This is a genomic window from Sporosarcina koreensis (assembly GCF_042655825.1).
GTDB classification, from domain to species: domain Bacteria; phylum Bacillota; class Bacilli; order Bacillales_A; family Planococcaceae; genus Sporosarcina; species Sporosarcina koreensis.
In genome coordinates this window covers 233,779-245,770 of sequence record NZ_JBHSNP010000028.1, presented here as the reverse complement: position 1 = coordinate 245,770, position 11,992 = coordinate 233,779, and the positions used below count along the sequence as shown (strand labels likewise).

The window sequence follows — 11,992 nt, the reverse complement described above, 5'->3', positions numbered from 1 at the left end:
AATTTTCTGTGCAAACGCCCCCTTCTTCTCTCCGCTATCTGCATAGGATAGACGGAAGGGAAGGGGGGATTTTTTATGTTCGGTGGATGCTATCCTGGCGGTTACGGTGGTTACGGCGGTTACGGCGGTTACGGAAAAGGATACTATGGCGGTTCCACTTTTGTTCTGATTGTTGTTCTCTTCATCCTGCTAATCATTGTTGGCAGCAGCTTTTGTGTCTAAGAAGGAGGGAAGACAATATGAATGAATCGTTTTTCAAAAAGATAGAATCAAAAACCGGCGTTCCGATGGAAGAAGTATTTGCATTGGCGAACGCAATCCAATATGCAGATTTCAGTGACGAACGACAAGTCCGAAAAATCGTGCGAAAAGTAGGCCGGCTCGCAAATAAAGAAGTCCCGCCCCATATGGAAGATGAACTCGTTAAATCGATCGTCAAAAACGGCAATTCCGTAAACTTCAACGATATACAAAGAATGATGGGATAATCTCACCCCATTTTCATGAACTCACTTACCCAAAATAAATACGTTCAACCTATAACGTGGCGTAAAAACTAGTAGGAAACAATCATTTTCCGACTACTATGTTTCATACACTCGTAATAAGGTTAAAGGGTACGTGAGGCTAAATATAAAGGGGTGTAGGAAATGGGCTATATTTTACCGGTCCAGCCAACGCAAGGCGAACTATATGCGAATCGGATGAATGCAGTGCGCAACAATTTTGCTTATGTCGATCGGGTGGAGAAAGTGAAAATGGATCCGGATCTTATGGATAAATTCGAGGATTCACTCCGAAGTGAACAGGAGCGGATCATGGAGGAGAAGGAACCGGTTACCGCGCAATCCAGACCTCCATACTTGAAAGGGTTCATTTATCCGAATCCTGCCAACCTATCGCCTGAGATTGCACATCTTGTCGGAAAAGGGCTCGCAGTAAATGAATATGTGTAATTGGATGACGGATTTGATTTGAAATCCCAAAAAGAGCAGATCTGCAACCGGTAATGACCGGTTTGCGGATCTGCTCTTTTCTATAGGCACACTTTCGCTTATGATGGAATGATTTCCTTTTCCATTGCACGGTGCGGAATATCCGCATCCATGAACTCGGGTGATGTAACCGTATACCCGAGTTTTTCATAGAATGGCACAGCGTAGGATTGTGCATTCAAAACAATTTTTGTCATTGCAGCGGATTTTGCATGCTTTTCAAGTTCATGCATGATCAGATTCCCAAGATGCTTCCCACGCAATTCCTTTAGCACACATACCCGCTCCACTTTCCCGATGCCAGGACCGATCTCCCGGATTCGTCCGGCTCCTATCGGTCGCTTTTCTTCATAAACGATGAAATGGGAAGCGGTTTTATCGAACTCATCAATTTCAAGACTGATAGGTACCCCTTGCTCATCCACAAAAACTTTTTTCCGCACGTCATACGCATCTTCCCGTTCACGATCGGAACGGGCAATTCTTACTTCAATCAATCTTCAGCTTTCCTCGCCGAGCCGGAAAGTTTCATAAACTGTCCAAGATCCGTCCTCAAGTTGATAGAGAAGATGGATGCGATCGATCACTTCAGTATGATCCACGCCGAACATCTTGATTTGCCCGATGATATCATCATGTTCACCGGAGTTCAGTTTTTGCGCGATTGTGATATGCGGGACGAAGGAATATTCAGGTTTATCACCGAAAAAGTCTTCATTCAGGTCTTTATGGAGTGAAAGGATTTCCTCATTAGGTGTCACTTTAAAGAAAATCGTGTTGGTGATGGGTGCAAATGTGCTGACTTTTGTCACTTTCAATTCGAACGGCTTATGATTGCGGACTATTTTATGGATGGCTTCCGCAACTTGCTCAATCTCTTTATCATCAGCTTCAAATACGCCTTTGACGGTCATGTGCGGCGTGATCAGCGCATAATGTGGATCATAACGTTTCCTGTACCCATTTGCCAAATCTTGGAGTTTCTTTGAAGGGAAAGCTACAACACCGTATTTCATAATAAAAGACCTCCTCGTAAAATGTTTATATCCATCTTAACAATAATTATAGCAGAATGTACTAATATTTGTACTGTTTGGCATCATTCGTCCCGAAAGGATTTTTTGATTGCCCTCGGTACATCCTGTTGCCAATACTTCCATGTATGGTCCCCTTTGAATTCTTCATAGTAGTAGGAAAACCCTTTTCTTTTAATTAATTTATTTAATTCCCTGTTCGGTGTGAGAAAATCCTGAGTGCCGTCCTGAGTCGTTTTGACTTCCGTTTCCTCCTCGCCGATGACGTGGTAAATTGAAAAAGCGGACGGATCTTTCACAGCTTCCACTTTTTCCAGCACATAGTCGTCCACGTATGGGGAATGGAGAATCACCTTCCCGAAGCAGTTCGGATATTTCGATGCAGTCAGCAGCGAAATCGTCGCAGCCAACGAATCGCCGATCAATCCCCTGCCGGCGCCGACTTGGTACGTTGGATAGTTCTCATCTATATAAGGGACGAGCTCGTGCGCAAGAAAACGGATGTAGTTCTCGTGCCGGTCGCCTTCTGGATGATACATCCTTCTGCGTTCTGTAACGCTTTTATACGGTATGCCGACAACAATCATATTGTTTATTTCGCCTTCATCGACAAGTTCGTCGACAACCCGTCCAATCCGTCCATATTGAAAATAATCTTTGCCATCAGAGGCGATCAGCACTGAATACTTGTAAAGTGGTGAATACTGATGTGGCAGATGGATGAGAAGCTGCATCTCTTCATCTAGGGCCTTGCTGTAAAAAAGAACTTCTTCAATTTTTCCATATTCCATCGGGCAGGTCCTCCCTGTTGTGTGATGTAAGAAGATTGTAACATAAGCGCATGTACAGGTATAATGCTTGGATAGCCTGTTGCATGCTAAAGGAAACAAACAATGGTTGAATAATCATCCTGAAGGCTTTTGTCATATAATACGTGACGGACGAAGGGTAGATTGAGGAGGTAATCATTATGTTCACTGGAAGAAATATTGTTCATTCCGATGTCGTAACGAAAGCTACTAAGGAGGCGCTGATTCGCAGAGGCGTCACAATGGAAGACATCGCAAAAATCGTATACGAAATGCAAGTCCCTTATAATGAAGGGCTTGACCTTGCTGAATGTGTCGATTCAGTTGAAAAAGTATTGCGGAAGAGGGAACTTCAGCATGCACTCCTTGTCGGAATCGAATTGGATGAGCTTGCGGAACAAGGGAAGCTCTCGGCGCCGCTCCAACAAATCGTCGAATCTGACGAAGGTCTTTTTGGTGTGGATGAAACAATCGCCTTAGGGGCTGTCTTCACATATGGATCCATCGCGGTGACGACATTCGGCCATCTCGATAAAAATAAAATCGGCATCATCAATGAACTGGACACAAAAAAAGGGAATGGCGTCCATACATTCCTTGATGATTTAGTCGCAAGTGTCGCTTCATGTGCCGCATCACGGCTCGCTCACCGGAAGAGGGACTTGGATGAAGCAGGCATCACGTATTTGGATGCAGATCCTAAAAAACAAAAATAAGTAATATAGTGGAATATGTAGGTATTCCACCTCCTTTTTTCCTATTGAAACCGCTTGCAAGTTACTGAAAATTTTCAAGAAGGATTGACAAGCGATAATCCATTCGTGTTAGAATGGGTGTTAAGTTGCAAAACTACCATAACAAAAGGGGAGAATGAAATATGAATAAAAAGAGATTTCGTATTCTTGCGTTCATTTCGATGATTGCACTGCTTGTCCTTTCAGCGTGTGGCGCGGATGATTCAAGCAAGGGATCTGGCTCTGACTCTGGCAAATCAAAAGAAGACTATGATTTCTTAAGTGTCTTGACAGGTGGTACACAAGGTACATATTATGCACTTGGTGGGGCACTTGCAGATATCATCACTCAGGAAACTGGCGTTAAAACAACAGCTGAAGTTTCCCAAGCATCCGCAGCGAATATGACTGCATTGAAAGACGGCGGCGCTGAAATCGCTTTCGTACAAACGGATATCGCTTACTATGCATCTAAAGGTGAAATGATGTTCGACGGAGAAGTCATCGACAACGTTTCTGCAATCGGTGCACTTTATCCAGAAACAGTTCAATTGGTCACTTTGGAGAAATCCGGCATCAAATCATTTGATGATTTGAAAGGTAAAAAAGTTTCCGTAGGTGCGCCTGGTTCTGGTACGTACGCGAACGCAGAGCAACTTCTTGAAATCCATGGTTTATCAATGTCTGATATCCAGCCGCAAAACTTGGACTTCGGGGAATCCCAAGAGAGTTTGCAAGCAGGACAAATCGATGCTGCATTCATCACAGCTGGTACGCCGACTGGTGCGGTTGAAGGTTTGAACGCTGTAGCACAAGTTTACATCGTGCCTGTTTCTGACGAAAAAGCAGATGAATTGATTTCAAAATATCAATATTATGCTAAAGAAGTCATCCCTGCAGGAACTTATGGCATTAAAGAAGATACGCCTACTGTTTCTGTTGGAGCAATGTTGGTCATCCAAAACGACGTTCCTGAAGATCTTGCATATGAAATCACAAAAGCAATCTATGATAATGCTTCAAAACTTACGCATCCAAAAGGTGCTTTGATCAAAGCGGAAACAGGTCTTGATGGTATCGGGATCCCTGTTCACCCAGGCGCTCAAAAGTACTTCGACGAGAAGAAATAATTGAATACAAGTCAATAGTTGAACGGGGCGGTGAAGCGATAAGCTTCAGCCGTCCCATTCTTCATTGCTACCGGAAAGGGAGAAGAAGATGAAAAGGAAGAAAGTGATTCTCCCCATTCTATTTTCTGCACTGTTCGTTGCCCTCGTCTCCATTTTCCTGCCGATACATAAGGTGTTCACCTTTACGGAATATCGAACTGATCATCCAAAAACCTATTATATTAAGATGGCAGATGAGCAGGAATTTCAAATACGGTATGTACACTCCATTTTTCTGACCGATGTCGTTGAATCTTACCGGGTGACTCATCAAAACACCATCCAATCATTATCCATGCAATATGAAGATGTTGGAATCGGCTTGCCTGGCTTTGCCGAAGAAGGTGAGTCGCTGTCCGTTAAGAATGGAATGTATACGCTTACTTATGAGCACAACATCATCCCTTCATTTGTCCTTTTCATAGGGGATGTCAATGCAGACCTGGCTTTCAGGTATAAAGGGCATGAGGTGGACTTGAAAAACTATTTGACTAGAGGAAAATCGTACACATTTCGTGTGCAGCGCCAATCATTCTACCAATTGATGAAAGGAGTAAATATGAATGGCTAAAAACAAGAATCGGGAAGAAATCCAGCAGGAATCCCAAATTGACAACAATGAAATGCTGACAGAAGAACAGCAGCTTGAAATTCTTCAAAAATATGATCCCGAATCGAATACACGGAATGTGAAAGGGATTTTTAAGGTTATCGTCTTTGCAGGATTGCTGGCATTTTCTTTGTTCCAACTGTACACATCCATTGGAACACCATTCACCGCGTATATTCAGCGTTCCATTCACTTAGGATTCGCTCTCGCATTAATTTTCATTTTGTTCCCGGCAATTAAAAAACCGGGCGTCAAGAGAGACAAAGTGCCTTTCTACGATGTCATCCTCTCATTGCTAGCTGTGGCCGTCGGGTTATACTGGCCATTATTTTATGGAGATCTCGTCTTCCGGGTAGGAAGGGTATCAGACATCGATCTATTCATCGGGATCGTCGCGATTCTATTGACATTGGAGGCAGCAAGACGTGCAGTCGGCCTGCCGATTACAATCATCTCGACAGTCTTCTTGATCTATGCGTTTTTCGGACGGTATTTCCCAGGGTTCCTGGCACACCGCGGTCAAGATTTGAAGAGCATTGTACAGCTAATGTTCTACACGACTGATGGCATTCTAGGAACACCGATCAGCGTATCGGCGACGTTCATTTTCGTCTTCCTATTGTTCGGTGCATTCCTAGTGAAAACTGGCGTCGGAAATTATTTCAATGACTTGGCTGTCGTCTTAGCTGGCCGTTTGACAGGCGGGCCGGCGAAAGTTGCGATCTTCTCAAGTGCATTGCAAGGGACGATTTCAGGAAGCTCCGTTGCAAACGTTGTTGGCTCGGGTTCGTATACGATCCCGATGATGAAAAAGTTAGGTTACCGTAAGGAATTTGCCGGCGGCGTTGAAGCAGCTGCTTCAACTGGCGGACAAATCATGCCTCCGATCATGGGAGCTGCAGCTTTCCTAATGGTTGAATTCATTGGCGGTATCACGTATTGGGAAATTGCAAAAGCAGCTGCAATTCCTGCATTGCTTTATTTTACTGGAATTTGGATCATGACCCATTTCGAGGCGAAACGTGTAGGCCTTGAGGGCATGTCACCTGACCAAATGCCGGATCGCAAAGCGACGTTGAAAAAGATCTACTTGCTCTTGCCGATTTTGGGGATCATCCTATTCCTATTATTAGGGATTCCGACAATGAAAGCTGCATTGCTGGGGATTGTCCTAACTCTAGTCGTTAGCTTCTTTGATAAATCTACAAGACTCGGACCAAAAGATATCATCATGGCGCTCGTAGACGGAGCGCGTACGGCATTGGCAGTTGCCGCGGCAACCGCTTGTGCGGGTATCATCGTCGGTGTCGTCGTGAAAACAGGATTGGGACTGAGCCTTGCAAACGGACTTGTTTCTGCAGCGGGCGGGAATATCCTCCTGACGCTCATCTTCACGATGTTGGCGGCGCTTGTCCTAGGGATGGGTTCACCAACGACAGCGAACTATGTCATTACGTCCACAATTGCTGCTCCAGCCATCATCTTGTTGCTCATGGGCGGTGAAATGGGGCCAGGGACGGCGGTTCCAGTCGTAGTTGCCATCTCGGCTCACTTGTTCGTATTCTACTTCGGTATCATCGCGGATATTACGCCGCCAGTTGCGCTTGCAGCATTCGCCGCATCAGGCATTTCCGGCGGGGATCCGATCAAAACGGGAGTCGTTTCCGCGAAACTTGCCATCGCGGCATTCATCATCCCGTATATGTTCGTCTTCAATCCGGCTATGCTCATGATCGATGCGAGTCTCCTAGAAATCCTATGGGTCGTCTTCACCGCCATCGTCGGCATGATCGCGATCGGAGCGGGAATGATCGGTTATTGGTACCGGAAAATCAATTGGCTCGAGCGAATACTCATTACAATAACAGGTCTGTTACTGATCTATCCTGAAACAATTACGGATATTGTCGGATTGTCCCTATTCGTCATCCAACTTGCAATTCAATGGAAAACGAAAAATAACAAACCGAAAAATAATGCTGCAGTCGCTTCATAATAAAAAAAAGGCTGTCACAATTGTCAACTAGACAACTGTGACAGCTTTTTCCATTAGTGAAAACGCAAAAATCGCTACAATCACGCATATACCCCTACATAACCACGTCGCCTCACACCCCTAATAAGAATAAAATCAACGGAATCGTCAAAATGCTGATCATCGTCGTAACAAACGTAGTAAATGAAACGAGATCCGCCTCCGTTCCGAACTGCAGAGCGAACATTGTTGTATTTGCCGCTGCCGGCATGGAAGCCTGGATAATTAAAACGGAACGAAGCAAGTCATTCACGGGCAGGAACAGGACAATCAGCATAGCCAAAATAGGCGATGCAACCATCCGGATCATCGTGACGGCCGTCACATATTTGTACGCAACCTTCTTCCTCGCAACCGCCGCCAACTGCATCCCCAATACGAGCATAACCGTCGGAATCGAAGCGTCCGCAACTAAGCTAATCCCTTCCATTAAGGGTTCAGGCAAACGAATCGCAAAGAATTGCAGGAAAACGCCGAGCACTGCCGCGTAAATAAGAGGCATCCGTATGACGCGTCGCATTGCATCCTGCCACGTTGCCCGATCATTACTCCCAAGGGAAGCAAAAAAAATGCCGAATGTATTCATCAAAAGGGATTGGAACACCATCATGATGACTGCATAGTCGAATCCAACGGCGCCTAAAGCGAATAGCACTACGGGGGCTCCGTAATTGCCGCTGTTCATGAACACACCGCCTAATATCATCGCTGACCGTTCTGAGCGGTTAGCCTTCATGGCACGGGCGGTAATCCATACAATCAAGAAAAGAAGAATAGATAATAACAAACTGAATAGAATGATATAAAAATAATCCCAAGTCAGAGGGTTTCCGTAAAATGTCCGGAACGCGAGAAAAGGTGACATCAAATAAAGTGCGGTCGTCGAAATGGATTTGATATTGAATCCGATCAGTTTTTGTCCGATGAAACCGACTGCAAAAATGAAAAAAACAGGGAAAATGATGAAAAGAAGCTCCACGTTGTCCAACTCCCCAAAATATATATACGAATAGTCTAAACATAAATAGGAAGAAATGCCATGTTTAATTGACAAAGGAAATGAATTAGTTCAGTTTATTTACAGTTTAAGCACTATTGAAAAAAAGAGAAAGTATGACTATAGTATAAGAAGACAACAAAAATATGGAAAAATAAAATCCACCTGACTACTTTCGACACGAAATAAGCTGCTGTACCATCGTCGAGTGGAATGGACGGTAAGTTCAATTTGAAAGGCGGAATAAAAGATGTTGAAATTATCCAATGTGTCAATTACGTATAATGATAGAGCTGTTCTCGATCAATTGGAGTTAACCGCAAATATCGGAGAGATTATCGGAGTGGCGGCTCCTAACGGAACGGGGAAATCAACAATGTTCAATGTCATGGCGAACTTCGTGAAGCCTGACTCGGGACATGTTCTGTTTGATGGTAAATACGCATACCGAAATGAAAAAGAAGAGCTATTAATCCATAAGCAGCTGTGCACGTTCCCTGAACAGAAAGACCTGTTCGAGGAACTATCCGGAGTAGATCATTTGAAGTTATATGCGAATATGTGGAAAGGGACAGTGAAGCATGTGCCCGCAGTCATTGAGCGTCTCCACATGGGCAATTACGTGAAAAGGAAGGTCCGTACCTATTCACTGGGAATGCGGCAGCGTTTGTGCTTTGCGATGATGATGGCCGCAGATACGCCTGTCATGCTAATGGATGAAGTGATGAACGGACTTGATGTCGACAATGTCGCATTAATTTCCGAATGCTTAATGGAAATGAAGAAGGATAAGCTCATTTTCGTCGCCTCTCATTTATTATCCAACTTGGATTTATATGCGGATAGGGTCCTTTTTCTGAAAGATGGAAAGTTTGTACATGAACATCGATTTACGGGTAAAAATGATGTTTTCATTAAGATAGAATTGACTCCCGAACAATATGAAACATTGAAAGAAAAAGAGGCGCTTCCACAAGGCTATATCTTTTTGGCGAAACACTTATTATGTATTCCGCTTAATGGGATGAGCGAGACTGACCAGACAAAGTGGATTGAGCGAATGCTGGACTATAACGAAAAAGAATTGACGGTCGGTCCATTGGGGACGGTGGAATACTATGATAAGTACTATTCGAAAAATGTTTGATGGTTACTCAATACTTTACGACCAAAAGGGGAAGCTCGGATGAATCGAAATTATTTGAAGCACGAATTTCTTATTACCTTAAGAAGCAGGCGTAATATTCCTTTTCTTTTATTCATCGGTGTATTGCTGCTTAGTTATTGTCTCATTCTGTTGCCGAATGAAAAAACAAAAGAAACGTATGAACCTGACGAAGTGAGGACGTACTTAGTAGATCTCGAAGTGGAGCAGAAATTCAGGGAGAAAAAAGGGAATACAGGCATTGTCCATTTTACAGGTATGCCTGTTTATGCGATGAACGACTATTATTATAGACTGAATCACGCCTTGCTTATGGCATATGAGGACAAGAACTATCCTCGGTTTCTTTACTTAAGGAACTTTTCCCTAGTAGGGAATGAATATGAATATACATCAGACGAAAAACTTTTCGCGCTGTCCCCTTTCCCGGGGAAGGATAGATCCCATTTATATAAGCAAACAATGATGCGATATGAGGATTATTTAACGAATGACTACCCGATTACATACGGTTTGATGTATGAAAAGACTGGATTGCAGTCACTTCAAAAGTTCTTGCAGACGAATGGGTTTTTATTCATCCTGTTTTGTGCCATCTTTTTCAGCAGTGATATGTTGTCAAGGGACCGCAAAAATCGGTCAGTTCTGCAAGGTGTCCCATTATCGTGGTATCGCCAGTTGAATTTGAAATCAGTATCGACATTCTTCTATTCGTTGCTCGTTATTATCGGAATACTGATCGCAGGAGTTGCAGTAATGAGTCTGCAATTCGGCTTTGGCTATTTTGATCTGCATGTGCCAATCATGATTGCACAAGAGACCTTCACATTCGAAGATTATGATGTCATTTCGATTGCTGTTTTTTTAGGGAAAACATTGATAGCCGTACCGCTATTAATCTTCCTCTTTATTCGATTGAATGTCATTTTTGGCCTTCTGTTTAGAAATGAGTGGCTCGTTCTATTATTCAGCAGTCTGCTCCTCTTCTCCGACCGTCTTTTCGTGGCAAGGACGACAAGGGAGATATTCGGAAAAGATATTAGTCTCTTTCCTCAAACGTATTTTGATTTCGGCAAAATTGTTAATGGGGATAAGAACTTTCTCTTAAACACTGAGACGATTACTTATATGAAAGGCATAGTCGTGTTACTCGTCACAATCGCTGTGATTGAACTTGTGCTATTCATTCTTTCAAAGATCATTAATAAACGACGTTTCTATTTTGCATAAAAATATGTAACGAGGAAGGATACAATTATGTTTTGGAAGTATTTATTATTTGAAACAAAACTATTGCTCCATAACCGGAAAAACTGGTTGCTCGGAATTGCGCTCATCCTGTTTTTCCCTTTGTACTACTCACAATACAGTCAAATTAGTATTAAAGATATATTGAAGCAGAAAAATGAGGAAGCCCATCATTTTCATACAGTATTCAATGCCTTTCCCGAAGAGCTGAGGGAGACGCCGGAAGGGGAAGCGACTTACAACAATTTGACCCAACAATCTTCTCTAATCAATATGCAAAGGTTTTATTTATGGAAGAAAGACGATTATGACAAATACGTTGAAGACGGACTGAAGTTGAATGAATTGCGACTTGAATTGCATGAGTTGGGGAATAAAGGCATCCATCCGAACTATGTCATTCCAAAGGATGTCATTCAAAAAGAAATGGCGATTTTACGCTATTACAAAGTCCATAAATTGCCGCTAGTACCCAATCCTTACGTTGCAAGCAATTATTTGCCCGTCGCATTGGGCATAATCAGCGGACTGTTATTTTGTCTTTTCGTCTTAATTATCGGAAGCAGCATGTTGTTGAATGACCAGCAACATCGGTCAGTTGTAGGGGGATTCCCGATATCTTTTATGCAAAAGGTCAGCAGCAAGGTAGCCATCCATTTGCTCCAAGTACTGCTGTTTCTCGGTTTGGGCGTGCTCATCGGCGGCTATTATGCCGCTCACAAAACGGAATGGGGAAATTTCATCACGCCTGTTCTCATTTACCAAGACATGGATTTCATCGCCATTTCGACGATGAGGTATTTAACGTATATGTTCATCGCATTTGCGTTAATCGCGTTATTCCTTTTGCTCTTATTCGTTCTCATCAATGTCATGACCGAAAACTTATACGCGACAATTTTGACAATGATTGTCATTTTACTGCTTCCTGATCTGATGAGCGTCGCGGATGTAAAATTCAATTGGCTATATCCATTGAAATTTATCGATATCAACTCCGTTTTAAATGGAGATGCAGCTACGGAGTTCGGCAATGAGAAATTAGACTTTAAACATTCGTTTCGATGGTTGATCGGGCTCAATCTAATAGCAGGAGCTATTCTATACGGGCGCAATAAACTTCTATACATCCGAAAAAGGGAAGTCGCTTTCAAAACAAACTAAGAAGGCTTGATAAAATAAGGAACGGTGGAGGA

14 protein-coding genes are annotated in these 11,992 nt (G+C 43.2%); 10 read left to right on the top strand and 4 right to left on the bottom strand.

All coding sequences use genetic code 11. From position 1 onward, the window contains the following. Positions 1-75: 75 nt before the first annotated feature. From ACFPTP_RS15360 to ACFPTP_RS15350, 3 genes are all read left to right on the top strand, one after another. Positions 76-222, top strand: coding sequence for a YjcZ family sporulation protein (locus ACFPTP_RS15360; protein ID WP_381446554.1), 147 nt, complete (start codon positions 76-78; stop codon positions 220-222). A gap of 17 nt (positions 223-239) precedes the next feature. Beyond that, positions 240-488 carry a stage VI sporulation protein F gene (locus tag ACFPTP_RS15355; protein WP_381446551.1) on the top strand — a complete coding sequence of 83 codons (249 nt, stop codon included), beginning with the start codon at positions 240-242 and terminating at the stop codon, positions 486-488. 162 nt (positions 489-650) lie between these two features. After that, positions 651-956 carry a hypothetical protein gene (locus tag ACFPTP_RS15350; protein ID WP_381446549.1) on the top strand — a complete coding sequence of 102 codons (306 nt, stop codon included), beginning with the start codon at positions 651-653 and terminating at the stop codon, positions 954-956. 98 nt (positions 957-1,054) lie between these two features. On the opposite strand, the gene ACFPTP_RS15345 is transcribed toward ACFPTP_RS15350, so the two are convergent. From ACFPTP_RS15345 to ACFPTP_RS15335, 3 genes are all read right to left on the bottom strand, one after another. Beyond that, positions 1,055-1,492: a GNAT family N-acetyltransferase gene (locus ACFPTP_RS15345; protein ID WP_381446547.1), complete on the bottom strand. Its 438-nt coding sequence runs from the start codon at positions 1,490-1,492 to the stop codon at positions 1,055-1,057. 3 nt (positions 1,493-1,495) lie between these two features. Then, positions 1,496-2,011 carry a YjcG family protein gene (locus ACFPTP_RS15340; protein ID WP_381446545.1) on the bottom strand — a complete coding sequence of 172 codons (516 nt, stop codon included), beginning with the start codon at positions 2,009-2,011 and terminating at the stop codon, positions 1,496-1,498. 83 nt (positions 2,012-2,094) lie between these two features. After that, entirely contained in the window at positions 2,095-2,820 is a 726-nt protein-coding gene (locus tag ACFPTP_RS15335) for an alpha/beta hydrolase (protein WP_381446543.1), read from the bottom strand. A gap of 179 nt (positions 2,821-2,999) precedes the next feature. Here ACFPTP_RS15335 and ACFPTP_RS15330 point away from each other — a divergent pair, with 179 nt between their 5' ends. From ACFPTP_RS15330 to ACFPTP_RS15315, 4 genes are all read left to right on the top strand, one after another. Then, positions 3,000-3,554, top strand: coding sequence for a phosphatidylglycerophosphatase A family protein (locus ACFPTP_RS15330; RefSeq protein ID WP_381446541.1), 555 nt, complete (start codon positions 3,000-3,002; stop codon positions 3,552-3,554). A gap of 161 nt (positions 3,555-3,715) precedes the next feature. After that, positions 3,716-4,702: a TAXI family TRAP transporter solute-binding subunit gene (locus tag ACFPTP_RS15325; protein ID WP_381446539.1), complete on the top strand. Its 987-nt coding sequence runs from the start codon at positions 3,716-3,718 to the stop codon at positions 4,700-4,702. An 88-nt stretch (positions 4,703-4,790) separates the two neighbouring features. After that, positions 4,791-5,312, top strand: a complete 522-nt coding sequence (locus tag ACFPTP_RS15320; protein ID WP_381446537.1) for a DUF1850 domain-containing protein — start codon at positions 4,791-4,793, stop codon at positions 5,310-5,312. Beyond that, positions 5,305-7,347, top strand: coding sequence for a TRAP transporter permease (locus ACFPTP_RS15315; protein ID WP_381446535.1), 2,043 nt, complete (start codon positions 5,305-5,307; stop codon positions 7,345-7,347). Before ACFPTP_RS15320 ends, ACFPTP_RS15315 begins: the two co-directional genes overlap by 8 nt. 112 nt (positions 7,348-7,459) lie before the next feature. On the opposite strand, the gene ACFPTP_RS15310 is transcribed toward ACFPTP_RS15315, so the two are convergent. Beyond that, on the bottom strand, positions 7,460-8,365 hold the full coding sequence (locus tag ACFPTP_RS15310) for an AEC family transporter (protein WP_381446533.1): 906 nt from the start codon (positions 8,363-8,365) through the stop codon (positions 7,460-7,462). 268 nt (positions 8,366-8,633) lie between these two features. Here ACFPTP_RS15310 and ACFPTP_RS15305 point away from each other — a divergent pair, with 268 nt between their 5' ends. The 3 genes from ACFPTP_RS15305 to ACFPTP_RS15295 are packed head-to-tail and all read left to right on the top strand — an operon-like array spanning position 8,634 to position 11,960. After that, on the top strand, positions 8,634-9,530 hold the full coding sequence (locus ACFPTP_RS15305) for an ATP-binding cassette domain-containing protein (protein WP_381446531.1): 897 nt from the start codon (positions 8,634-8,636) through the stop codon (positions 9,528-9,530). 39 nt (positions 9,531-9,569) lie between these two features. Further along, positions 9,570-10,778, top strand: a complete 1,209-nt coding sequence (locus tag ACFPTP_RS15300) for a hypothetical protein (protein ID WP_381446528.1) — start codon at positions 9,570-9,572, stop codon at positions 10,776-10,778. A gap of 27 nt (positions 10,779-10,805) precedes the next feature. Further along, entirely contained in the window at positions 10,806-11,960 is a 1,155-nt protein-coding gene (locus ACFPTP_RS15295) for a hypothetical protein (protein ID WP_381446526.1), read from the top strand. Positions 11,961-11,992 lie beyond the last annotated feature (32 nt).

Coding starts and splice junctions, on each gene's coding strand:
- ACFPTP_RS15360 (WP_381446554.1), top strand. CDS start 76: ATGTTCGGTGGATGCTATCCTGGCGGTTACGGTGGTTACGGCGGTTAC.
- ACFPTP_RS15355 (WP_381446551.1), top strand. CDS start 240: ATGAATGAATCGTTTTTCAAAAAGATAGAATCAAAAACCGGCGTTCCG.
- ACFPTP_RS15350 (WP_381446549.1), top strand. CDS start 651: ATGGGCTATATTTTACCGGTCCAGCCAACGCAAGGCGAACTATATGCG.
- ACFPTP_RS15340 (WP_381446545.1), bottom strand. CDS start 2,011: ATGAAATACGGTGTTGTAGCTTTCCCTTCAAAGAAACTCCAAGATTTG.
- ACFPTP_RS15335 (WP_381446543.1), bottom strand. CDS start 2,820: ATGGAATATGGAAAAATTGAAGAAGTTCTTTTTTACAGCAAGGCCCTA.
- ACFPTP_RS15330 (WP_381446541.1), top strand. CDS start 3,000: ATGTTCACTGGAAGAAATATTGTTCATTCCGATGTCGTAACGAAAGCT.
- ACFPTP_RS15325 (WP_381446539.1), top strand. CDS start 3,716: ATGAATAAAAAGAGATTTCGTATTCTTGCGTTCATTTCGATGATTGCA.
- ACFPTP_RS15320 (WP_381446537.1), top strand. CDS start 4,791: ATGAAAAGGAAGAAAGTGATTCTCCCCATTCTATTTTCTGCACTGTTC.
- ACFPTP_RS15315 (WP_381446535.1), top strand. CDS start 5,305: ATGGCTAAAAACAAGAATCGGGAAGAAATCCAGCAGGAATCCCAAATT.
- ACFPTP_RS15305 (WP_381446531.1), top strand. CDS start 8,634: ATGTTGAAATTATCCAATGTGTCAATTACGTATAATGATAGAGCTGTT.
- ACFPTP_RS15300 (WP_381446528.1), top strand. CDS start 9,570: ATGAATCGAAATTATTTGAAGCACGAATTTCTTATTACCTTAAGAAGC.
- ACFPTP_RS15295 (WP_381446526.1), top strand. CDS start 10,806: ATGTTTTGGAAGTATTTATTATTTGAAACAAAACTATTGCTCCATAAC.